This window comes from Nostoc sp., from assembly GCF_036917235.1.
Taxonomy (GTDB): domain Bacteria; phylum Cyanobacteriota; class Cyanobacteriia; order Cyanobacteriales; family Nostocaceae; genus Nostoc.
The window spans coordinates 152,324-176,645 of record NZ_JBALDU010000090.1; the positions used below are offsets into that span (position 1 = coordinate 152,324).

At 41.4% G+C, this 24,322-nt stretch carries 21 protein-coding genes; 10 read left to right on the forward strand and 11 right to left on the reverse strand.

Translation table 11 applies throughout. The features are described 5' to 3' along the window. Positions 1–6: 6 nt before the first annotated feature. Entirely contained in the window at positions 7–1,149 is a 1,143-nt protein-coding gene (locus V7K44_RS25415; RefSeq protein WP_334935582.1) for a 3-oxoacyl-ACP synthase III family protein, read from the reverse strand. Between the two features lie 13 nt (positions 1,150–1,162). Further along, on the reverse strand, positions 1,163–2,920 hold the full coding sequence (locus V7K44_RS25420; RefSeq protein ID WP_334935585.1) for a ScyA-related TPP-binding enzyme: 1,758 nt from the start codon (positions 2,918–2,920) through the stop codon (positions 1,163–1,165). Positions 2,921–3,274: 354 nt separating this feature from the next. Here V7K44_RS25420 and V7K44_RS25425 point away from each other — a divergent pair, with 354 nt between their 5' ends. Together V7K44_RS25425 and V7K44_RS25430 are read left to right on the forward strand one after the other, a co-directional pair. Further along, the gene (locus V7K44_RS25425; protein ID WP_334935587.1) at positions 3,275–3,967 is read left to right on the forward strand and encodes a haloacid dehalogenase type II; all 693 of its coding nucleotides are present in this window, start codon (positions 3,275–3,277) and stop codon (positions 3,965–3,967) included. Positions 3,968–4,221: 254 nt separating this feature from the next. Continuing rightward, complete coding sequence (locus tag V7K44_RS25430) at positions 4,222–5,091, forward strand: DUF5895 domain-containing protein (protein WP_334935589.1); 870 nt, start codon at positions 4,222–4,224, stop codon at positions 5,089–5,091. A gap of 71 nt (positions 5,092–5,162) precedes the next feature. Here the strand turns inward: V7K44_RS25430 and mltA are convergent, their stop codons facing one another. Beyond that, positions 5,163–6,446, reverse strand: coding sequence for a murein transglycosylase A (mltA, locus tag V7K44_RS25435; protein WP_334935650.1), 1,284 nt, complete (start codon positions 6,444–6,446; stop codon positions 5,163–5,165). 3 nt (positions 6,447–6,449) lie between these two features. Further along, on the reverse strand, positions 6,450–6,704 hold the full coding sequence (locus V7K44_RS25440; RefSeq protein WP_094348386.1) for a hypothetical protein: 255 nt from the start codon (positions 6,702–6,704) through the stop codon (positions 6,450–6,452). Between the two features lie 363 nt (positions 6,705–7,067). Here V7K44_RS25440 and V7K44_RS25445 point away from each other — a divergent pair, with 363 nt between their 5' ends. After that, on the forward strand, positions 7,068–7,394 hold the full coding sequence (locus tag V7K44_RS25445; protein ID WP_334935591.1) for a DUF4278 domain-containing protein: 327 nt from the start codon (positions 7,068–7,070) through the stop codon (positions 7,392–7,394). 165 nt (positions 7,395–7,559) lie between these two features. Continuing rightward, complete coding sequence (locus tag V7K44_RS25450; RefSeq protein ID WP_334935593.1) at positions 7,560–9,020, forward strand: serine/threonine-protein kinase; 1,461 nt, start codon at positions 7,560–7,562, stop codon at positions 9,018–9,020. A 49-nt stretch (positions 9,021–9,069) separates the two neighbouring features. Here the strand turns inward: V7K44_RS25450 and V7K44_RS25455 are convergent, their stop codons facing one another. Beyond that, positions 9,070–9,984: a Tll0287-like domain-containing protein gene (locus V7K44_RS25455; RefSeq protein WP_334935595.1), complete on the reverse strand. Its 915-nt coding sequence runs from the start codon at positions 9,982–9,984 to the stop codon at positions 9,070–9,072. Between the two features lie 181 nt (positions 9,985–10,165). On the opposite strand from V7K44_RS25455, the gene V7K44_RS25460 reads away from it, so the two are divergent. Beyond that, positions 10,166–11,026, forward strand: a complete 861-nt coding sequence (locus V7K44_RS25460; RefSeq protein WP_334935597.1) for a phosphate/phosphite/phosphonate ABC transporter substrate-binding protein — start codon at positions 10,166–10,168, stop codon at positions 11,024–11,026. Positions 11,027–11,166: 140 nt separating this feature from the next. On the opposite strand, the gene V7K44_RS25465 is transcribed toward V7K44_RS25460, so the two are convergent. The 5 genes from V7K44_RS25465 to V7K44_RS25485 all read right to left on the reverse strand — a co-directional run bounded on the left by V7K44_RS25465 (position 11,167) and on the right by V7K44_RS25485 (position 18,308). After that, on the reverse strand, positions 11,167–11,937 hold the full coding sequence (locus V7K44_RS25465; RefSeq protein WP_334935599.1) for a hypothetical protein: 771 nt from the start codon (positions 11,935–11,937) through the stop codon (positions 11,167–11,169). Positions 11,938–12,557: 620 nt separating this feature from the next. Continuing rightward, positions 12,558–15,299, reverse strand: coding sequence for a GAF domain-containing sensor histidine kinase (locus tag V7K44_RS25470; RefSeq protein ID WP_334935601.1), 2,742 nt, complete (start codon positions 15,297–15,299; stop codon positions 12,558–12,560). Positions 15,300–15,854: 555 nt separating this feature from the next. Beyond that, on the reverse strand, positions 15,855–16,325 hold the full coding sequence (locus V7K44_RS25475; protein ID WP_334935603.1) for an NADAR family protein: 471 nt from the start codon (positions 16,323–16,325) through the stop codon (positions 15,855–15,857). Between the two features lie 245 nt (positions 16,326–16,570). Continuing rightward, entirely contained in the window at positions 16,571–17,350 is a 780-nt protein-coding gene (locus V7K44_RS25480) for an SDR family oxidoreductase (RefSeq protein WP_334935605.1), read from the reverse strand. A 118-nt stretch (positions 17,351–17,468) separates the two neighbouring features. Further along, positions 17,469–18,308, reverse strand: a complete 840-nt coding sequence (locus tag V7K44_RS25485) for a nuclear transport factor 2 family protein (RefSeq protein WP_334935607.1) — start codon at positions 18,306–18,308, stop codon at positions 17,469–17,471. A gap of 84 nt (positions 18,309–18,392) precedes the next feature. Here V7K44_RS25485 and murG point away from each other — a divergent pair, with 84 nt between their 5' ends. Beyond that, the gene (murG, locus tag V7K44_RS25490) at positions 18,393–19,472 is read left to right on the forward strand and encodes an undecaprenyldiphospho-muramoylpentapeptide beta-N-acetylglucosaminyltransferase (protein ID WP_334935609.1); all 1,080 of its coding nucleotides are present in this window, start codon (positions 18,393–18,395) and stop codon (positions 19,470–19,472) included. 32 nt (positions 19,473–19,504) lie between these two features. After that, a complete protein-coding gene (locus V7K44_RS25495) occupies positions 19,505–20,800 on the forward strand; it encodes a hypothetical protein (RefSeq protein ID WP_334935611.1) in 1,296 nt (431 codons plus the stop codon). Positions 20,801–20,823: 23 nt separating this feature from the next. On the opposite strand, the gene V7K44_RS25500 is transcribed toward V7K44_RS25495, so the two are convergent. Continuing rightward, positions 20,824–21,189: a VOC family protein gene (locus tag V7K44_RS25500; protein WP_334935613.1), complete on the reverse strand. Its 366-nt coding sequence runs from the start codon at positions 21,187–21,189 to the stop codon at positions 20,824–20,826. A 309-nt stretch (positions 21,190–21,498) separates the two neighbouring features. Here V7K44_RS25500 and psbA point away from each other — a divergent pair, with 309 nt between their 5' ends. The 3 genes from psbA to V7K44_RS25515 all read left to right on the forward strand — a co-directional run bounded on the left by psbA (position 21,499) and on the right by V7K44_RS25515 (position 24,273). Then, on the forward strand, positions 21,499–22,581 hold the full coding sequence (psbA, locus tag V7K44_RS25505; protein ID WP_334935616.1) for a photosystem II q(b) protein: 1,083 nt from the start codon (positions 21,499–21,501) through the stop codon (positions 22,579–22,581). Positions 22,582–22,827: 246 nt separating this feature from the next. After that, positions 22,828–23,337 (forward strand): hypothetical protein, encoded by a 510-nt coding sequence (locus V7K44_RS25510; RefSeq protein ID WP_334935618.1) that lies wholly within the window; start codon positions 22,828–22,830, stop codon positions 23,335–23,337. Between the two features lie 48 nt (positions 23,338–23,385). After that, positions 23,386–24,273, forward strand: coding sequence for a hypothetical protein (locus V7K44_RS25515; RefSeq protein WP_322685843.1), 888 nt, complete (start codon positions 23,386–23,388; stop codon positions 24,271–24,273). Positions 24,274–24,322: the final 49 nt, after the last annotated feature.

The window sequence follows — 24,322 nt, forward strand, 5'->3', positions numbered from 1 at the left end:
ATAACTTTAACAAGGAGCAAAGCTACGATCTAAGGAACTTTTCAGTGCTGATTCAGGTTCGCCCTGATGTGGAAAAAGACCTAGCGCTACGTTACCCCAACGCATCACACTTGCAGAGGCGACTCCTGCTGCACCAAAGCCATAAACGAGAACCAAATCATTTTCACGAATTTTACCCATCTGTGCAGCGTGATAAAGATTGGCCACGGTAAGTACTGGCCCAATATTAGCGTACAGAGGATAGAGGTTAAGGGTGCGCTCTGAGTCAATACCAAGTACACGTACACAGAAGCTTGAAAACCAAGCTGTGGCTGTATTAAAAAGAAAAAAGTCAATCCGATCGAGAGTTAAATCGGCTGCCAAAATAGCACCTTCGCAACAGGTACGTAAAAGCTGCGCCGATTCTTCACTGAGCGCATTTTTTGCGTCCTTGTTCATCTGCATACGAATTCGTGGATTGCCTTGCTTGTTTTCTGTAATATTTAAGGTTAATAAGTCACAGAAACAACTCGTATTAACAGTTTTTGTACTGAGTATTCCTTGGTTAGGTTTGACTGAACCGATAACAAAGGCTCCAGCACCATCGCCAAGAAACCAGGAAACGGTATCGTCCTCATCGACAAAGCGAGAGTAAGTGCACGAAATTACTACCAGTACATTGCGGTACTCACCTGCTTGTACTAAAGCAGAGGCAGTTTGCAATGCTACTGGGGTAACACCACAAGCTCCATCAACATTCCATGCAGCACCTTGCAGTCCCAGTTTTCGGGCAAGGAAGGCGGCATTACCAAATCCGATTTGTTCGGGCCAAATCGAGGCTACGAGCATAAGATCGACTTCTTCAGGATTAAGCTTCGCTGCTTTGAGAGCATCACGAGCTGCACGCTCTTCTAGCATCAGCGATGATTCACCTGGAGCAAGTACCCGCTGTTCGACAGTACCACGAAAAGGATCTGACAGATATGGCAACATCTCCAAGTCAAACTCGTTGCTGGGGGTAGAGCCAGCAAGCGAAAACAGCTTTCCCAAGCTTTTTTCCTCGACTTGAGCAACTATATCTGGGTATTTCTCTCTGTAATAATCTTTTGTACGTCTGACGCTGGGAAAGTTAACTGCGATCGCGCGAATACCTACTGGGTGATGCACCATGACAAATCTCCTCTTAGTAATTCGTAGCACTTTGTGCAATCAGATTGTGAATATGACTCTTAATTGGTGCAAGCCGGGTTGGGTCAATTACTACGTCAACAACGTACGGACAGGTCGAGGCCATCGCTTTCTCTAAAGCTGCTTGGATTTCAGGTTCCGTTTCAACGCGGATGCCCTCAGCTCCCATTCCACAAGCTATCTTGACAAAGTCCGCCTGCGGAATCTCTACATCTACATCTTTGAACCCTAACAAAGCCATTCCCTGGTCGCACATACTATAGCGCCCATCGTTTAGTACAATCCAAACAGCAGCAACTTGGTATCTTACGGCCGTGCTTATCTCATTGTTCATTAGCATGGCACCATCTCCAACTATGGCGACAGTCTTACCATTGCGTGCCAGTGAAGCACCCACAACACCTGTGACGAAATGACCCATAGATGCAAACCTGGTACTGGCTCGAAAACGACCTGGTTTGGCAAATCGCAGTAAGTTAATTGCCCAAGCTAGCGAGTTTCCTCCTTCAGCCATGACAACCGCATCGCTCCCTTCAACTATTTGCCGTTGAATTGCATCCATGAGTACTTCGGGTCGCACTAGTCCCTCTGCACGTGGATTAAGTATTACAGGCTTAGAACAAGGCAGCAACATTTCTGTTAACTGATTTGGGTGTTGTGGAAAGTACTTTAGCAGTGCCTTTACAAACATTCCCACATCGGACTGGATGGCAAACGTTTCGGCAGATGGATATGCAGTTCCTGGAACCTCTGGGTCGATATCGATATGCACGAACCCTCGTTTTGGAATCATCGCACAATTCCAGAACGAAGTCCACTCACTGAGGCGCGTTCCTAGCACCAACACTCGTAAAGGTCGTTGTTCTTGCATATACGTTAAAACTGACGTATGTCCAGCAAAACCTGTAACACCAACAAATTGAGGATGGTTTTCAGGAAAAATGCCCTTGCCTCTAGGTGAACACATCACTGCCGCTCCCGTCGCTTCTGCAAGCTGACGAATTTCTGCTGCTGCACCCCGCGCACCAAAGCCCACCCAAATGGCAAATGGTCCTTCTGAAAGCAACCGCGTACATTCTGCAATAGTTTCCTCATTTACGGCTGCGGGAGCAAAAGAGAAAGCCACTCGTGGCAATGATGTCTTAACTGAACTAGTTTGGATATTAGTGGAGATATTTAAGTGTGCTACAAAACCATCTGGTCGGGCTATACCAAGTGCCAACCGTCGATGAACCTTTGAAAGTTCATCGCTGCATTCGAGAGTTGTCGCATAATGAAACAGTGGTTCTGATGTGAACAGTCCCCCACTAGGCATGGTGTAAGTGCTGGTTTCTTGGAATGCCCACCTTCCACGCTGCGATGCCGATGTTGAAGGTGACAGAAAAATAACTTTAGCACCCTCCCAACGTGCAGCAAACAAGCCAGTTAATGCATTCGTAATCCCTGGGCCTATTGTAGTAAACACTACGACGGGGCGATCGCTAGCAAAGTGCGCCTCAATGGCTGCAAAAGCGGCTCCAGCTTCATGGCGAAAGTGCAACACCTGGATAGAACTTTGATGTAATGCAGCCCACACTGGGGCGATCGCACCTCCTGATACACCAAAGGCATACTGTACTCCCATATCTTCCAGGATTTTTACCACTGCCTCCGCTATCGAAAAAGTTTCGGATGGCTTGCTATGAAATGGCTGTTTACTTGAGTTTAATTCTTTAGTGGTATTTGCTTGTGTATCCTGAAATTTAACATCCATACAAACTATACTTAGGAATAATTTCCTTTCTGGAATAACTATTATCCCACACCTCAACTTAGTAATATTGTAATATCAATGTAATATGAATTTGTTTGGATAACGCTAATACAACTTCGGTGAGCAATGCTCTTTAACGCAGGTATAACTGTAAAACGATCTTGGCGGTTCACTTTGTCAATCTTTGAGTAACCTATAAGTTCCGCGTTGCCCTGATATATAAAAATGTTCAGAGACTTCAAGAACAGTAGATGTGGCGATGCCTGCGGCGGGCTGCGCCAACGCGGACGACTTCATCCGTCTTTTGGTTTGTGAAAACTGAATGCTATTAATCAAGCTCTGGAGTATAAAAAAGTGATTGAATTAAAACAGTATAAGGCTTTAACTTTCGATTGTTATGGAACCCTAATTGATTGGGAAAATGGCATCTTAGGAGTGCTAAAGCCACTTCTGCTGACACACAACACTAATTTGGATAACGATCAAATTCTTGATATTTTTGCTAAATTTGAAGCAGAACTCGAAATTGGAGAATATATCAAATATCGAGAAGTTTTGAAAAAAGTAGTTCAGAAATTTGGTGGACGATTTGGTTTTGAGCCAACTGCTGACGAACTAAATTCACTTGCCAATTCGATTCAGCATTGGCTGCCTTTCCCCGATACAGTTGAGGCACTTAGAACTTTAAAGCAAAAGTTTAAGCTGGTAATTATCTCAAATGTAGATGACGATCTCTTTGCTTTCTCGGCAAAGCACTTGGAGGTGGAATTTGACGAGATAATCACAGCAGAACAGGCAAAAAGCTACAAACCCTCCTTCAACAACTTCAGACTGGCTATTGAGAGAATTGATTTGCCGTTAGAGCAGATATTACACGTTGCGGCTAGTGTATATCATGATATCGTGACAGCTAAGTCTCTGGGATTATCAACAGTCTGGGTAAATCGTCGAGCAGAGCAAGGGGTTAGTGCAAATTTACCAGCAGTCACTCAACCTGATTTAGAGGTGCCTGATTTGAAGACTCTCGCTGGTTTAAGTTCACAGTAATTTGCTGATTTGAATTTAACCACGAGAGGAACAAAAAGGAGATCGTATTTAGATAGAGAGATGCCAAAGAAAGAATTTGTTGTTAAAAAACTAAACAGGGATTGCAACATAGATTGATTCTGTCTTACTCTAGAAAAAATACTAGGTCAGTTTAATTTTCTTAAACTTTGGAAACCACAGCATATAACTGGTTTTCCAGGATCAGCGCCCTGCCGATAACCTTGTTCAATAAAACACTTTGATAGCCTAAAACGATGAAAGCATCTGCTAATTTTGACTTTGAAGACGAGAAATTCAATGCACCGCCTTCTCAAGTCCTTCCCTGGTGTCAGATGATTAATCCTCGGTATGGCACAGATGGTATACAATCTCACGGTTTGGCGATTAAGCTGGATAATGCTAATGCTGTCGGCTTTGTGCCAGATGATAATTGGCAGCAAGTTGAGCATGAATTTAGCTCTGGAGTAGAAACAGTCTTTATTAGCGCTACTCCACGCTTGGTTATAGTGCGTCGGGGGCCATTGTCTGTTAAAGACCGGGAAAGTGGTCTAAAACTGGGTACGCTCAAAGATAATTATGATGCTTTTTTAGCCGACAAACTTAAATTTAAAACCTTTACTCGCTATCTAATTTTTATAGTGGGTGAGAATAAAAAGTTTTTACATGAATCACCACTACAACTAACTCTCAATGGTGCAGCCGGAGCCAGTTTTAGCAAAACCTACTGCGAAAATCAACAAGGCAGAGTAGTAAGTGGATTCGTTGCTGAACTAGAAAAAGCTTACGCTATCTACCGCAAGCAACCTTTGACATCAAAAGGGCCTTTGTTCCACGCTCACGGGATTTTTTGTCCCATCATTGAGTGTGAAGAAAGAGGTATTGAACCAAATACAGTTTTAGTAGCTTCAACTGTGGACTATAAACATCCCACTGTAGGGACTTTAACGCAATATTTAATTGCTTCCGATGCTCTTGAGTCTGCAATGATTTGTAAGACTTTTGAAGAACACAAAGATTTTGGCAAGGAACCTGTAAAATCAGAAACGCCTAAATTGGCAATGGCAGGAGTTTCCAACTCTTACGTTTATGCTGATGAAGATGATTTTGCTTATCCGCCGTACTAAGGAGAGTGAGGAGTGATGAGTTTTGAATTAATAACTCCTAACTCCTAACTCCTAACTTCTAACCTCTAACTTTATTCTTTGAGCAGCAAATAATATAATGAACCATTACCGCCTGTGATACCAGCGCGATCGCCCGCTAGTTTACCAGACCCCATAAAATAATCTACCCGGCCCGGTCCTTTGATGGCGCTTCCTGTATCTTGATCAAGCACAAAGCGGCTGACAGTACGCCTCTCTAATTTGCCACCATTGACAGGATAGGGAAATGAATTGTAAATCAGTGCTAACGCTCCCGGAGGCATGAGAGACTTATCTGTAGCAATGGAACGTTCTGCTGTTACTGGCACATGAATACTACCAGTAGCACCTCTACCGCTTGTTTCTTGGAAGAAAATAAATCGTTGCCAGCGGGGCAGATAATTGTTCAACTCCTGGGGCTTTTGTCGGAAATAACTAATCATACGTGGCATTGTCAATCCATTTAGTGGAAGTTTGCCATCTTTTGCCAGTTCTTTACCGATACTAGTCCAGGGGTAATCAGTTCCACCTGCATAGCCAACTGACGTTGTTTTGCCATTAGTTAACTTAATTTGGGCAGAACCTTGGATATGTACCATGTATGCGTCAAAGCGATCGCGAAACCAAAGCAGTTCTAAACCATGTAATTTACTCTTATTCCCTTTTAAACCATCCTTCCCTTCCAAATCAATTCGTTTTGGATGAGGTTTAGGCCATTGGCTGAAATTAGGTGGTAGCCGATAAAGAGGATACTTATATATTGCAGTTCTGACACGGCTAGCGGTGTAAACAGGTTCGTAGTAAGCAGTGAACTTAACAGTACCCTTGCCATCGTTACCCACAGATTGGTAGAAGACAAACTCACGACTGACAGCGGCTTGTAGTTGCGCTGCTGACTGAGAACCGACAACCAGTTGGCGGAAACGTAGCAAACTCCGGCGGACGCGATCGAGGGTAATTTCCCGAACTGGATAATTTTGATATGCTGCGATCGCGTCACCCTTTGTTAGATAAACCAGACTGTTATCAATAGAAGCTAATAACGCTTTGCGATCGCCTCCGGTGGGCGAAGCGCCAACACCTGTTTTACCTCTTTGACTCCAAATTTGCTCATCCCAACCCAAGCAAGTCGGCCGGACTGTACAATCGCTTCCGATAGTGATTGGTTTTAGCGGCGGCGCGATCGCAGGAGCGATCGGTATTGGTATAGGTGGAAGATCGGGAGTAGTCGGTAGTGGCAACGGCAGTAAGTTAGGAACCTGAGCAACAGCCGACCAGAGAGGGTTTACGAGGGCAATTCCTAGACTCAAGGAAAGCAAAGCAAGGGTTTTTCTCATCATTTAGTTGAATCTTTCAACACTGGAACTAAAAATCGGTTCTACCCGGATTGCCACAATCCGAGAAGGGCGTACTACCATATATTCCCCTTGAATATTTTTGATCGGCACGCTAATAAAGTCATTAGAAGCAGATTTTGGCACAAGTTCGCCGCTATACCATTTCTGAAACTCTTGAATAGTAGGAAAACGTACTTCTTCTCGGTGGCCGCTTTCCAGTAGGATGTATACGGCATATTCGTTTGCAGTTCTAGCCATAAAGTTGAATCATTTAAAAAACATTCAACCCATTGTTAACCACGTAACCCCCGAATGAAAAGGGTAAGCATACGGGAGGTTGGGAGCAAGGGAGAAGGAGTAGGGGGAGCAGGGGAGCAAGGGAGCAGGTGAGTAGAGGAGAATTTGCAGTAAGTTTTTTCCCTCTGCCCCTCTGCATCTCTGCCTCCCCTGCTCAATACTCAATGCCCAATGCCCAATGAATAACTCTTCACTCTAGACGCCTAATCCTTTAAGCAGTTCCTTAAAAAGTGTAAGTTTACATTAGCTTTTGCATAACTCTCTAATCAACCTCTGAAAAGTCATTGGCATTGTTGAAAAACAGTTATTCAGGAGGCGAAAATTATGAAACTTTACTATCGTGGTCTGAGCTACGAATATAACCAAAACAAAGTTGGCAGCAAAAAAACAGAACAGCCGTTTCAACCAGTTCCTCAAGTTGGGCCAGCTTATAATTTGATGTACCGTGGTGTTAACTATTGTGTCGATCCAAATTCTAAATCGGCAGAAGTTCCTCTACCACTAGTAGCCTATAAACTGAGCTTTCGGGGAATCACCTATTTTGTAAATAAAAATCAATTAGGAGAAGTTAGCGTAGTCTCTCAACCAACAACTACCTCAAAAGCTGAGGCACTGGCGATTTCTGAGGAATTATTAAAGCTTCAACAATAATATGCCTGCAAGCCGCTCTGGAGTTTAGTTAGTCATAAACTTGTAATATAATCCTCAAAAAACCTTGCTTGAAATTTTGGCACTACCTACTTTCTGTCTGAACAAACCTTACCAAAGCTGGTAGTTGTGTCAAGATTAATTTGAGGAATTAAGGCTTGTGACACAATGTTAGGACAATTATTAGACGGACGTTACCAAGTCCTCCAGATATTAGGTGGAGGTGGATTCGGTCAAACCTACATAGCCCAAGATACCCATCGGCCAGGTTTCCCAAAATGCGTTGTCAAACACCTGAAGCCCGTCACTCGTAGCCCTGAATTTCTCAAAACTGCCAGACGGCTATTTACTAGTGAGGCAGAAACTCTAGAACAACTGGGCTACCATGACCAGATTCCTCGGCTTTTAGCCTATTTTGAAGACAACCAAGAGTTCTTCTTGGTGCAAGAGTTCATTGAAGGACATACCCTAAAAGCGGAACTATTCCCCAATCAACGTTGGACAGAAGATCGAGTCATTCAACTACTCCAACAAGTCCTGGGTATTCTACAATTTATTCACAGCCACAACGTTATTCATCGAGATATCAAACCGGACAATATAATTAGGCGGCAACAAGACGGTAAGTTAGTGCTGATTGACTTTGGCGCTGTTAAACAAGTCCAAACTCAACTGCTCACAATTGCAGGGCACACGGGGGCTACTATTATTATTGGTACTCCCGGATATATGTCTACAGAGCAGGGACAAGGTAAGCCCCGCCCCAATAGTGATATTTATTCTTTAGGCATTATTGGTATACAATCGCTGACAGGGTTACATCCGATAAACTTTGAGGAAGACCCAAATACAGGAGAAATTTCTTGGCAGCATCAAGCTAACGTCAGTTCTGAGTTGGCATCTGTGCTATCTAAGATGGTGCTACATCACTTTAAACAGCGCTATCAGTCTGCGGCTGAAGTTTTACAGGTGCTTAAGAATCTCGATACTAGAGGAGAAGCGCAATCACTTCAGCTACCATCTTTGACACCCAAAGAGCAAGAATATTATCGTAAAGATTACCAGGTAGAAGTGCAATCACTTCAACTACCAGATTTTACACAACCGCCTCAAGCTTCGCTTATTCAACAAAACTCAATTGGGTATCCGACTGCTTCTATTCTGTCTGGGAAAAGTTACAACCGCTTAGAAACAATTCTTTTAGAATTTGTCGGTCCCATCGCCTCAAGATTACTACGACAAGTTGCGGCATCAGCGTCCAATTTGGAAGAATTAATTAGTCAATTAGCCCTTCATCTTCGAGAAAATCAACAAATTGATTTTAAGAAGAAAACAACATTTCTACTAGAGAAACCTACTCTATTACAAGAACTTACTGTAAAATCCAACCAATCTGATATTAACTCAAATAATTTAGCAAACCAAGAATCTCAAGTAATCAGTGAAAAATTTCTGGAAGAGTGCGAACGTGAGTTGGCTGATTTTATTGGCCCAATAGCTAAGTTTCTAGTTCAAAAAGCTAGGAAATCTTCTGGACAAATCTCTCGTGCAGAATTTGTGAAAATTTTAGCATCACAAATCCCCGAACCTCAAAAAGCTTTGCAATTTGAGCAACGCTTACTATCTTGAATTTGTAAAAATTGCCTTTTTGTCCTTGTTAATTAAGAATTACGAATTATTAGCCTTGATTATTCAGCATCTCCAGAGCTATTTTCAAGCTAGCTTTCATCCGATTAAATGCTTCTGCTAACCCGCCAATTTCATCATGAGAGCTTTCTTCAAAATCAGCGCTCATGTCACCAATACTAACTTTTTGAGCTATTCTCTCTATTCTTCTGATGCGCTGAATCACATATTTTGTAATTAAGAAGTTAATTAAGAAAACTACGATCGCAAAGATCGCAATTAAAAGTCCCATTATCAATATCCAAGTCTGCTTGGCATTGGCAAAAATATCTTGAGAAGGGACAGAGATTATTTGAGCAGAAACAATCTGATTGAGTTGCCAGCCAAAACCATTTTCTGAGCCATAATTTAGCAACTGGCTTTTAGGAGCCTGATCTGGTGTAGAATGGCATCGCAAACATTTGGCTTGTGTAATCTTTAGTGGTTGTGCAATGTAAAATACTTCGCCTTCTGACAATTTACGAAAGCCTGTAATTTCTAGAGTATTAGGTTCGTTGCGAAAACGCTCGACAAGTTGAGTTTCAAAATTATCAGCTTTATCAGCTAAATTGGTTGGATTAAGTGTTGCATCCTTATGAAAAAAGTTTTTAAATTCAGGCTTTTTACGAAAATTTTCAAAAACCTCTTTAGAGGAAAAAGTTGGTACTACTTCAGGCATGAATGTTGGGTTAGTATCTAATCTAGGTTCTAATAGGGGAGCAATACGATTTTGTGTATAATCTCTAACTGCATTCACCATTTGGATGAGAATCTCCGCTTGAGAACTTACTTCATTTTGCGCTCTCCCTTGAAGTACACTGGATAAGGCAACACCACTTCCCAAAATACTGATGATGAAAACTAATATTAAAAGCAAGTTAAATTTAGCACCTATTTTTAAGTTTTTTAACGTAATGTTGTTTAACATAACCTAAGCAACCAAGGTGGTCTGTGAGTTTGTCTAATATTTATTTATACCTGTTAGAAAGCATCTCAACAATATTTAAATAAATATTAATTTTTTACTGCAATATAACCTCTTTAGGCAGCAGTTAAATTTATCTAAATTAGTCCTGAAAGCCAAATTATTTCCTTAACCATAATTAGTGATGTTTGTGCGATTTCCCCGTCGTTTATTTCTGTTTTATCTACTAGGTTTTACATTTGCTGCCTGCAAACCACAAGATGGAGATGGGGTTGAGGGCACGTTAACTATTGGTGTCATCAACTATGGTGGAGGCGAACAGATAATTAATCAATATGCTAAATTTAATAGTTACTTAGGTGAAAAAACAAATTCATATATTCAGCTAGAGCCTGTTTTTAATGAAAATAGAGCGGTTGAGCGCCTTAATGCTCGTGCTTGGTCATTGGTATTTGCTCCACCGGGTTTAGCGGCTATTGCGATCGCACGTCACCAATATATTCCCCTATTTCCTTTAATAGGTATTAGTAATTTACGTTCAATCTTCGTTGTTCGTAAAGATAATCCGATCGCTGACTTGAAACAATTGCAAGGCAAAACAGTGGCTTTAGGACAGTTAGGTTCAGCAACAGGATATTATTTTCCTCTTTACAATCTTTATGGTACAACGCTGGCTGAGATACTGTTTGCACCCACACCCAAAACAGCACTGGAATTGGTCGCTCAAGGAAAAGCGATCGCCTGTGCCGTATCGGAGGCAGAATTAAGTCTCTACAGTTCACAGTTGGCGCCAACCGAATTCCGTATACTATTTAAAGACCCTCATTATGTACCATTGGGCGTAGTCTTGATTGGGCCGAATGTAGAACGTAACCGTCAAGAGTTTATCCGCAAAGTGATGAGTGAATCGTCTTCAGATTTAGCTCAAGAAGTGGGGTATGTACCCAATGGACAAGTACCAGATTACAAATACATGATTTCTGTCGTCGATCGGGTAAGCTCAATTAGTTCCAAGCTGCAAAATAAACCTGTTCGTTTATTCTAAGTTAAAGCAATAATAATACTTTCAGCCTTTGCTTTCTCTAAAAAAAGCCCTCCTGTTAAAGAGAGCATTGTTATTGCTAAATTTTGTAAAGTATAAACTGACAAGAAAAAACAGCCAGCAAGTTTGATTGGGAAATCAGGTCAAAAAAACAATTTGAATCGTGCTAGCTGGTTTTTAATCGTCTCTGTCAGAATTTTATTCAGTTCTGTAGTGTCTTGAAATTGTAAAATTTGCTGTGTCGGTAAGTCGAAGGGAAATTCACCTTCAAAATCTGGGCGTTGCATTTGCGCTAGTAGAATCTGTTCAGACCGTTTACTTTGGATGGCATAGCCAATCTCAATACAGACATTGGGACTGGGAATTAATTGGGAGGCTTGTTTACCTTCAATACTAGCAATGGGCGTGGTGTCAGCTATAAATAATAAACTCTTACGGATTTTCCGCATGATTGTGCGGTTAATTCGGAAAGTAGCACCGCTAGGACGAGAGGATTCTATTAATGTTAGGGGAAGACGCGATCGCAAGTTTAAATTGTCCAAACTTTTTCGCAGTTCTTCTTTGAGAATATTCGTCGCTGCGGTGTACTCAGTTTGATACGATAAAAAAATAGTTGGTTCTAACTGAGCTAACACCGCCTGCTTGGTGAAATAAATTTCATGACTAATTAAGTCAATGTTAGAGACGCAATAGCCGCCACTACCTTCAATATAAAATTCAATATTTTCCCCTTCTAAATAGCGCCCAAACCAAGTTGATTTCTTAACTTCGTCACTGTCTTCCAAAAAGTCTGCTCGCAATGCTGATTTCAGCAGGCTTTTTTTGCTTAAGCGAATGTCCGGCAGACGTTTTTCCAGTTCTGGAATCGGCTCATAATCCTGTAGATACCACGCTCTGAGCGCAATTATTGACATAAGGCGCTATTTTAACTGTTTCTCGCTATTCAACTTCGTATAATCTTACACCCAGAGGAGTCCCTATTTTCAGACTTCTTTTTAAATACAACAAGACCCAAGCCTCTACTCGCTGAACTATCTCCTCTTTTTGTTGATTATAGCCAGGGATGCACTAACTTCCATTACTTTTGTAAACAAGTAATGAAAATCAGTTACAGTGCCCCCTAATCTTCCACATTTCAGGAAACAGTAGTTTTCGTGTTGGGTGTTGCTGTATTTTGACGAGACAGATGTAAGTTAAACAGCGTCTTATACCTCTTACTAACATTTCAAATGCAGCTGTTATATCTGCCACGGGAAGCTTTTTTTTAGCTTCAACTATTAAATTATCACTTGTAGCTGGGAGGAATTTATTTTGCAACTAAACTTTACTTTTAAATGATTTTTAATCAAATTCATATTGCACACCTTGGATCGGTGATAGATATTTTTTAGCCTATATATTAAGAAAATTATCATCTATCTTTTGGATGAATTTAAAAATTGCTCAGTCCATTTTTAAGTTTTGAAACTAACAATTGAGCATTAGTAAATAACCAATAGTGATTCTTTGCCTACGTCGTCATCCCCCAATCCCGCTAGTTAACTATTTTGGCTGGAGGCTTGACGGGAATTTCAATCCAGAACTCTGTACCTTTGCTAGGTTCTGAAATGCACTCCATTATTCCCCCATGTTTTTCGACAATAATCTGATAACTGATTGCTAGTCCCAATCCTGTACCTTTGCCCACAGGCTTAGTAGTGTAAAACGGGTCAAAAATTCGCTTTTTCACGTCTTCATTCATTCCGGGACCGTTGTCAGTAATCCGAATTAGTAGACGAGAGTTGTCCGCTGAGACTTTAGTGGAAATCTGGATAGTTGGAATTGGGTATGAATTATTCTCCTTGTCACCCCGAACCCGCCACTTTCCACGCCCTACTTCCAGAGCATCTATGGCATTGGTGAAAATATTCATGAATACCTGATTCATTTGACCGGCATAACATTCCACCCGTGGGATGTTGCCATAATCTTTAATTATCTCAATGCGTGGAAATTCAGCATTTCCTTTCAGCCGATGTTGCAAAATTAATAAAGTGCTGTCAATGCCTTCATGCAGGTCAACGCGCTTGTTTTCAGACTCATCCAAGCGAGAAAAATTGCGTAACGACAGCACTATTGAGCGGATGCGATCGGTTCCTACTTGCATTGAGGTCATGATTTTTGGAAGGTCTTCTACCAAAAATTCAAAATCGATCGCTTCGATCGCAGCTTTAATTTCGCTATGGGGATGGGGATAGTGTAGCTGGTAGAGACGTAAAATTTCTAGTAGTTGTTCGGTGTAGTCACTCGCGTGGCACAAGTTACCGTAAATAAAGTTAACGGGGTTGTTGATTTCATGGGCGACACCCGCGACCAACTGTCCTAAGCCGGACATTTTTTCGGTCTGAATCAATCTTGTCTGTGTTTCTTGGAGTTCATGTAGGGTCTGCTCTAACTGAGCAGCTTGATTTCTGGCTTCAGTTTCAGCCTCAGAGGTTTGTTGGTATAGTTGTGCTTGTTGAATCGCGATCGCAGCCTGATCTGCCAGCTGCTGCAATAAATTAATTTCTGTATCCTGCCAATTTCTAGGAGCCTCACACTCATGGGCAATTAGTAGGCCCCATAGTTCCACACCCATATTAATCGGAACTATTAAGTTTGCTTGCACTTGCAGACTCTGCAAAAACTCTCGATGACAATCACTTAAAGAAGCCGTTGAAAGGTTGTTAATTGCCCGTACCCTACCCTGACAGTATAGACGGGTATACTCATCAGGAAAGCATTCTGGTGGTGGATTCACTCCTAAAACTGACTGCCAATTGCCATTAATTTCTTCCACAATCACTGATTTAGTCTTCAGGTAGAAAATCAGCACTCGGTCGGAATTTAGCAGGGGACGGACTTCCCGAACTATGGATTGCAGAGTTGCCTGCAAGTCTAATGTGCGGCGAATATGCTCTGTGACTTGCTTGATTACTTTGGTAAACATTAATGATTTTTGCAGTTCAGCTGTTTGCTCTTGCACCTGCTGTTCTAGGTTGGCATTCAGGGATTGTACCTGTTTATACATTTGCTGCTGCTGAATTGCCATTGAGAAATGATCGTATAACGCTTGTGCCAAAAAGATGTCTTCCAACTTCCACTCAGCTGATTGCCCCTTTTTCTGCTCTCGCCAAACCTCAAAGGAAAGCTGGGGTAAAAGTTGTCGCCGATTTTGTTCGCATCGTCCCGCCCACAAGATTTCTGTTTCAAATTCAGAGCGAAAAATACTTAATACACCGATAAATTTTTCGCGGTAATGTAGGGGAATCAGCATGAGTCCGCGAATTTGAGTAGAACGGAATGCTAAAGCCAAAACTCGCAAACGTGGTTCTTTATAGAGGTCAGTAGTTGCCCAAATATTACCTTGTTGAAACTCAGCCATCCAGTTTTGCCAGACGGGATGCTGTTCGATAATACTGTTATCTAACTCGTAGGAGAGTCCTGGTTGGTCGCCCCAGGTGTACAATTCTTGAGTCTCTGCAATGTAAAGTCTGCCACCGACTCCACAGAAAGCAGTAATAACTTCTTCTAATGCTCCTTGTAATTGGATTGTCGGCAGTTTATGCAATAGTGTAGTGACTTGATTAATAGTAGCTTCTCGCTTTTGCTTGGCGTGGGCTTCAGTGAGTAAATTACTTTGAGCGATCGCGATCGCTACTTGGTCAGCAACTTGCTGCAACACTTTTAGTTCTCGCTTCAAAATCTTTTGCGGTTCACTGTGGTGAGCTACCAACAATCCCCACAATTTGGGTTTTGCTGATTCTTCTTGGGGGTCGCAATCTAAAATTGGTACTACCAGCGAAGACTGTACGCCCATTGCTTTTAGGTATTGAATATGGCACTGGTCTACCTGCCGATAGTAGATATTAGTTTCTAAACGTTTGCCAGTTTCTTTTGATTGTAGAGGCGATAGCCCGATCTTCCCATTTGCCACATCAACAATCGAACGTTGCCCGACTAACAAAAACATCTCTCTGGCAGCTTTTGGAATATCATCAACTGGGAAGCGCTGCCCCAATAAGGATGGCAGACGTTGCTCATGAATAGATTCAGCAATGACTTCACCACTACCATCAGTATCAAAACGATACACCTTTACCCGATCTGCGCCCAAAAATAAACGCACTTGGCTAACGGTAGTTGTTAATATCTCTTGAAGGTCGAGCGATCGCCTGATCTGTTTTGTCATCCGGTGCAGTAAATTTCCTTGGTCAAAGCTTTGCTGCAACTCGTTTGGTTTATCCCTAAGTGTCATTGCTTATATACACCATGACTGAAGTATAATTTTTTATATATTATTTATTTTTCGCTGATGAGAATTTTCAACTTACAATGCTTTGATTTGCATTCCATTTGAAGAAATTCTTGCTACAAATGCGTTGCTAGGGGCATACATACAAATATTTTTGGAAATGGATTAGAGAATGTTTGCAAAGTATCAGATATTTTGGTTGATCCCTGTAGCCCTTGTAAAGTTGATTTAGGAAGATATCAAACCGTTGTATCATTAAAGACTTTTAAAGTATCATATCAAGCCTAAAGCTAAGAATTTTTTAATTATTGATACTTATTAATTTTATATTCTCAATCATTAAACTATTCCAGTAATTTTACTTAATTTAGAACTGGAATAATTTATTGAAATTAAAAATATTTTTTTAACGTTTTTGCCCATTCATTCAATTAATTAAAATTTCTTCAAAGCAATAACTAAATTAGTAGTAATTTTTTAAAATATTTTTTGTTGGGGAATTTTATTATTCCCCGTCTAATTACTGACTTTATATTGAATGTAACTATTTTGATTAAATTATTCGTAAATTACTGTTAAAGAGAGTAAATTACGAATTTCTTCACGCACACTCATGAGAGTTTTACCGAGATGGTTTTGACCGCTTTTATTAGCACCACAGCCCCAAAAAGAATCGGTTGGGGAATTTTCAACCAAAATTTCATTACCTGTCTTTAAGAGAACTTCTCGAATATCAGTATGAGTGAGAAACTTTTTGAGTACAGCTTCTCGCATAATTTGAGTTTTGACCAAATCCCAGTCTCGACGCAGTTGGCGAGTGCTACATCTTCCCAAGATGGCAGCTTCTTCTGGGGTGGTGGCAGCATGGATGAGAGGTATAATTGCCGCATCTGTGCTGCCTACAAACTTTTGCGCTTGATAATAATGCTCAACCGTTGGCCAGTAAGCACCCTCGATGTGGATTTCGTGGAGAGAAAAGTTAGAAAAACAGCCATAAGGCTGCCAAACCTTATAAAAGTAAATGGTCATTTGAAAATTGCTCTTTTATATATATCAATTTCACTCTAGCTGAGTAGGTAAAGCCTTAACAAACTCTCTAGACGTAAACTGAAACATCAACTGTAAGACTTTAAATATTTGGTGAAATTAAATATGCGTTATCCAGAACCCTTGTAGAGACGTAGCACTACTACGTCTCTACATTTTTTCTACCAAATGTCTCTTCAGTAGAGTAAGTGGCAGGGGTAAGCTTTTTTAGAATGGGATGAGATGGGTTACTTTGATGTTCGTCGATTAACTAGGGTAGCGCTAGCTTGGTCAACAGGCATTAGGACAACTTCATTAATATTGACATGGGGCGATCGCGTCACACAGAAAAATATTACATCAGCCACATCATCTGCTGTTAGGGGTGTAACTCCTTGGTAGACTTTGTTGGCACGTTCAGTATTTCCGTGAAAGCGTACCTCGCTAAATTCCGTTTCTACCATACCAGGATCGACAGAAGTTACACGGACTTGCGTACCCAACAAGTCTTGTTTTAAACCTTCAGAAATGGCTTTCACAGCAGCTTTGGTAGCACAGTAGACATTGCCACCGGGATAGGTTTGATGTCCGGCGATGGAACCTAAATTTACCACATGACCGCGATCGCGACTTACCATTCCCGGAACGACATAGCGGGAGACGTAAAGTAAACCCTTAACGTTAGTATCAATCATGTCTTCCCAGTCTTGAAAGCTGCCTTCGTGTAACTTGTCTAAACCACGACTCAAGCCAGCATTATTAATGAGAATGTCGATATCAGACCAAGCAGAGGGTAGAGTCGCAATGGCAGATTCAACAGCATTGCGATCGCGCACATCTAGTTGTAGTAAATGAATTTCAGTACTAAAATCTTTACTCAGAGTATCTGCTAGCTGCTGCAAACGTTCTAACCGTCGTGCTGCTAAAATCAGTTTTGCACCTGCACCAGCGAAGATTTTTGCACAAGCAGTACCAATACCACTACTTGCACCAGTAATCAAAATAATTTGATTTTTTAGGGAAATCATTAGGATAGTTAGGAGTGAGGAGTTAACAGTTATGAATTATGAATTAGCACAAGTTTCATCGTTCATAATTTATCATCAGTCGGTCTATAACTCCTAACTCCTAACTCCTAACTCCTAACTACTTCTTCACCACTTGCAAGCGCTGAGTTACCATCGTCATTCCATTACCTCGCAGGATGACAGCAGAAACCCATTGGCTACCTGGGGTCGATGGTGCTTGTCCTACTTTAAACAGTCCACCAGATGTCAGTAATTCCAAATCCACGGGTGTAGGGTTAAGAAATTTATCTGCTTGGATAGATTCTTCTAGCGCCGTTCCTAGTATAAAATCATCACCAAGTGGCTCTTGGACGATCGCATCAAAATTATACTTCTGACCGACTTGCACTTGCTGTGGTAATTTAATATCAATTTGGGGCGGGTTGCTGCCAGAGGTAAGTAAGGTGCGTTCGGACAAAATGTCTTGGCGGACTATTTTTCCACCTTCAATGCGCTGACGCGATTTAATCGTGGCATTGAGTGCTAATTTATTACCGTTACCAGAGGGTAAGCCAGTTATCTTTGTTTCTGTTTCAGCAATAATCCCATTGGCTTCAGGTTTTGAAGATAGCAGTTTCGTGCTGTATTGCAATTTCGGATATCGTTGCCAAAGTGAAGTCAAAGACTTTTCCAGAGTTTGGAGGTTTAATCCATCGCCATGAGTGAAATTGGGACTGTAGAATTGCAGCACCCCTCTGACATCGCCTCGGCTAGCAGCGCTATCAACTTGTGTCAATAGGTTTGTTAGAGCAGTTGGTGCATTTTGGGCTGTTGTGGCTTGGGATAATTGCTGTGGCGTCGTCGCCTGAGTACGTTGCCAACCACTTGTTAAACCAATGGTCAGTAGGAACGAAACTAGCCAAATATTTGCTGGAAATTTGAGTTGTCGTCTCACTAAGGCGGTAATAATGTTAGTCATTGGTAAGAATTTACTGATTTGATTAGAGAAAGTAAGCAAATTGTTTTATCTTAGTTAAGCTAGACGCTAAACGGTAGAGGTTTGATGGCAAACGCACCGATACGATTATTAATAGCTGCCAGTGGGACTGGTGGACATTTGTTTCCAGCGATCGCCCTGGCCCAAAAACTTCCAGATTATCAAATAGAATGGCTGGGAGTACCCGATCGCCTAGAAACTCAACTTGTCCCCAAACAGTATCCCTTGAATACTATTGCAGTTGAAGGGTTTCAGCAAGGGTTTGGACTTTCCTCGATTCGCATTTTTGGTAAACTCGCCCTTTCGATTCTAGAAGTCAGACGAATTCTCAAACAGGGAAATTTTCAAGGGGTGTTTACCACAGGGGGTTACATTGCCGGGCCAGCCGTGATTGCGGCACGTTCTCTCGGTTTACCCGTGGTTTTCCACGAATCTAACGCCTTACCAGGTAAAGTAACTCGCTTTTTTGGCCCTTGGTGTAGTGCGGTAGCCTTGGGATTTGAAGTAGCTGCTAAGTATTTACCTCGTGCCAAAAATGTCTATGTTGGCACTCCTGTAAGAGAGCAATTTCTTGATGGGGCAATTAATGCACCACTGGATTTAGCTATTCCTGATGGTGTGCCTTTAATTGTTGTTTTTGGTGGTAGCCAGGGTGCTGTTGCAGTAAATAAGTTGGTGCGCGAATCTGCAAAAGCTTGGTTTGATGCTGGTATTTATGTAGTACATTTAACTGGCGATCGCGATCCCGAAGCAGACAGTCTCAAACATCCACAGTACATAGCCTTACCTTTTTACAACAATATGGCAGCATTGTTGCAACGAGCAACTCTTGCTATTAGTCGTTCTGGCGCAGGTAGCTTAACAGAATTGGCAGTGTGTGGAACGCCAGCGATTTTGATTCCTTACCCCTTTGCCGCAGAAGACCATCAATCTTACAATGCAGACGTATTTACTTCATCGGGTGCAGCGTTAACGTTGAAGCAATCTGAGTTGACGACTGAAGTATTGCAAAATCATGTGTTGAATTTATTGCAGTCACCGCAAGAGTTAGCAAATATGAAGGAAAAAGCTTATGCGATCGCAGTTCCTGATAGTGCCGAAAAGTTGGCGCAGTTAGTGCGTGAGGTGATAGAAACATCAAGTTGATGATTTAGTATTAGAAATTTATTTTCCCAGTTATGAATATGTTATTTAGCAAAAAACTTCGCTTCACAGTAGGTTCTGCTGCCTTATTACTTGTCAGTTTAGCAAGTAGCTATCTATATACCCACTCAAAAACTAAACAGCTAGCTCAAGAAAATCAGTCATTTACTCAACAAGAAAATTCTGCTCTACTTCAATCACAGATTTCTCTGACCTCAAATCAAGCTGACGCTCAACTTAATTCAAGGTTTCAAAATGCTTTTTCATCTCGACAGAATTTGTTAGCAACATCTGCACCCTATCCAGTTGTTGATGAGTTCAAAAAATATAAATTTAACATTAATGGCAGCCAAATTGCTACTCCAGGAAAACTCCCAAATAGTAAGGTTAAATTCAATCAAGGAGATTTATTAGCTGTTCTCGTTAATACTAGAAAATATTTTCAAGATTATGCTTCCCAAGACCCAGATATTATGCGTACAGGAGTGCTTGCTACTCAAGGAGTTGCTGTAGCAGATGTCCTCAAAACTTTGGATTTCATGATTGCTGTTTTGAAGGAGGATATTGCTAATAACCGGGCTACTCGTTTACAAGACTCTAATTTTATTAATACCAATTTCCGAGTTATTAAATGGTCTGCCTATAACCCTAAAAGTAAACAGAAAAAACAATTACGAATTACCAAATATGCTGTATTTACTCACCCTGGTTCCCGCAAGAAAACCTCTACTTTTAATATACCGATTTATAGCTTAAAAGATAACTCTAATAACGATAAGTTCTACACTCGATACACAAAGCAAGATGTTTTGTCTGGTATTTATGAACCAGGTGGTAGAGAATTTGGAAAAGTTACAACTCTTGCTTATCTAACCAGAAATGGCTTAGAAGAAGCAATTATGGAAGGAACAATCCTGATTAATTTTACCGATGGTGATAAGGCCTTTTTTAATGTAGATAGAAACAATGGAATAGCTTATATCCGCGGATTAAAGGCAACAGCACAAAAGCGTTATTGGTATTTTAGAGAAGTTGATGATATTAAAGGCTATGGATACAAAATAGATGCAAAAATTTCTATCAAACCCGGAGTTACTTTTGCTGGAGATGTTTTAAATATTGGTTTAGGTAAGGTGGTTGTGATTGAGCATACTCAAGGTGGTCGCAAACATCTGCAAATGGGAGTCATCGCCGATACAGGCGGAGCATTTTTACCCAATCTTTATCAGCTCGATTTTTTGGCTGGTATTTTTAAGAATAAAACAGAATTTGGGCAGAATATCAGCCAATTACCGGACTATGCTACAGCATATTTTTTAGTCAAGAAGTAATGCATTGATCTGATGTCAAAAATCTATGCACGGGTTAACAATTCTAAGTTGTGACCATCGGAGTCGTAGAAATAGAAGCCACGACCTTCATTCCAGTGGTTAATTTGTCCTTTCTTCTGATGCATGGGGTCGCTACTGTATTCAATACCCGCTTCTTTAACGCGTGCAAAAATTGCATCAAATTCTTCATCACTGACATGGAACGCATAATGATGTGGCTCGAACGCTTCAGCGTCAGCGAAGTCGAGCGTTAATGCATCATTTATATGCACAGCAGCAAAGTGACCAACCGGAAGCTCAACCTTTAAACCAAAAATTTTTGCAAAGAACCTCGCCGATGCTTCTTTGTCATGTGCGGGCACTATGGTGTGATTTAAAGTAATTGTCATGTCACACCTTCCCTCCTAATTTTGGTAGTAATCCATATCAACTCTCGATTTCAGAGTTGATAAAAACAATGTTCCTTTCTATTTTATCTTTTGGGCGCTAACGCCAGAGTAAATATATATAAATCCTGTGTTCAATGTATTTGGAACAATCGCAAACACTAAACATCAAGCTTAAATAAGTAAACCTAATAACTTACATCAGCTTTACTGAAGTAATAAAAGTTGATTAAAAAATGTAAAGCAGTGTAAAGTAGTTTCACAGGCAAAGACAAGACCGCCTGATTCATAAATAACCGCAATCATAAAACAATGACAACAACCTTACAACGTCGCGAAAGCGCCAACGTATGGGATCGATTCTGCGAATGGATCACCAGCACCAATAACCGGATTTACATCGGTTGGTTCGGCGTAGTAATGATTCCAACCTTACTAGCCGCTACCGCTTGCTTCGTAATCGCCTTCATCGCCGCTCCTCCAGTAGACATCGATGGTATCCGCGAACCAGTTGCAGGTTCCTTAATCTACGGAAACAACATCATCTCCGGTGCAGTTGTTCCTTCCTCCAACGCTATCGGTTTGCACTTCTACCCAATTTGGGAAGCAGCTTCTCTTGATGAGTGGTTGTACAACGGCGGTCCTTACCAGTTGGTAGTTTTCCACTTCCTGATTGGCATATTCTGCTACATGGGTCGTGAATGGGAACTATCCTACCGCTTAGGAATGCGTCCTTGGATTGCGATCGCATATTCTGCTCCAGTAGCAGCAGCAAGTGCAGTATTCTTGGTATACCCCATCGGACAAGGTTCCTTCTCAGATGGTATGCCTTTGGGTATTTCTGGAACATTCAACTTCATGATCGTGTTCCAAGCAGAACACAACATCTTGATGCACCCCTTCCACCAACTTGGTGTAGCTGGTGTATTCGGCGGAAGCTTGTTCAGTGCAATGCACGGTTCTTTGGTAACTTCCTCCTTGGTTCGTGAAACAACCGAAACCGAATCCCTTAACTACGGTTACAAATTCGGTCAAGAAGAAGAAACCTACAACATCGTTGCAGCCCACGGCTACTTCGGTCGTCTAATCTTCCAATACGCTTCCTTTAACAACAGCCGTTCACTGCACTTCTTCTTAGCAGCATGGCCCGTAATCGGAATCTGGTTCACCGCCTTGGGTGTAAGCACAATGGCGTTCAACTTGAATGGTTTCAACTTCAACCAATCAATCATTGACTCTGAAGGTCGTGTGATTGCGACTTGGGCGGATGTAATCAACCGCGCTAACCTGGGTATGGAAGTAATGCACGAGCGTAATGCTCACAACTTCCCTCTTGATTTGGCTGCTGGCGATTCTGCTCCTGTAGCTCTTACCGCTCCTGCTATCAACGGTTAATCATAAACTGAGATACGCTCTTCACGCTTATCTGTAGACAAAAGACGCTCTCCCGAAAGGGGGGGCGTTTTTCCATTGGATTAATTAATCCGTTAAGCGTCACACTTGACACTTTTTTGAAGTGGAGAAATGACCCTTATAGTTGAGAAGTTAGGAAATAATTATCAAAAAGTAAATTTTACGGGTAATAATTGCTAGCAGCGCAGATAATTGCCTCAAAGCTCAAGTATCAAGGAGAAGCCAAGAATGATTTTACACCGTGGGCGTAGGGTAGTAGCCGCTTTGTTATTGTCAGTGGTACTACTGACAACAGCTTGTAGTCCAAAAACACCTGGACGTTTTGACCAAGCACAAAAAGAAAGCACTCAACAAAAAAGCGGTCAATCGGTAGCTAAAACCGCAACTCAGGGTAGCGAATTTAATAAACTTTTTCCAAAAGCTGGTGATGGTTACCAACGCGTCTATACCCAAGAGAAAAAAGGCTTTGCGGAAGCGAAGTTGAAAAAAGGCGGTAAAGATATAGCGGTGCTGTCTATTTCTGATACCACTAGCACACCCAGTGCAGCAGCAAAGTTCTCGAAAAGCACTAAAAAAATTGGTGGTTATCCCGCAATAGAAGTTGGTAAAACGCAAACTGCAATTTTGGTAGGCAAGTACCAAGTAAAAGCACTTTCTCGCGATCCGTCATTTACAGCTAGCGATCGCGAAGATTGGCTAGAGAAGTTTAATCTTAATGGTTTGGCTAACCTGAAATGATTTGCACTACTAACATTCAGATAATAAAACCTAAATAAGGAGATTTTTGTGAGTAAATCGATTGTTGAGTTGGTTGATCAATTGCCAACTGGCGGCTTAACTGTTTCTATGTTGAAGTCCCTAGATTTTGTTGCTCCTGGAGAGTGGCAAAATACCGTTGGCTTTGTCAACACTATCAAGAAAGTCACTGGCGAAGACGACGAAGATTTAATTCAGCAAATTGGCGAACGAGCGATTTATCTATTCAACGACAAATCCCAAGGATACCAAACAGCCTTGTGGTTATATCAAACTGTTGATAATACAGATAAAGCGCTTGGCGCAGCAGCTTTAGCTAACAAAGTCGGCGAAAAAATTCCTCTGTTGGGTTTTTTAAACTCTGTCACTCCCAAACCTGACAAAGCCCAAACCATTGATTTGACATTAAAATTAGTGGCTGAGTTGGTAGCCTTCTGTCAAATTAACGGCATTCCGGGAGACAGTATTGGGGATTTTGTCGCCTCTTTAGGTGAGTATAGTGGTGAGTCGCTGATCCGCATGGTGGCGTTAGTTTGCGTTGATGGTTTGATACCTTTGGGCCCAGATTTTATCAGCAAAGCGATATCTGGGCTGAATCAAACAAATCCACAGGAGTTAGAACAAAACTCGACTTTCCAAAACATCAAAGATGTGATTCCAGGGAACAATGCTGGCAGTAAACTTAACTTTATCGGCGAAAGCTTTGACTCTGTGAAAGGTTGGATGAGTGGGTTAGTTAGCGCCAATAATTTAACGCCGCAAAAGGTTGTCCACAACTTGCAAAGTTTTACCGATATTGCTGATGACAAGTTGGACTACCTTGCAGCATTCCTGGATGTAGCAACAAATTATTATGAGCACACTGGCACGCAAACTTTAGCACATCGCTTGATTGAACGCGCGGTAGCTGAGATTTAGGTTGATGGTTGATTGAAGAAGGTTACAGGTTACAGGGGACAAACTATTC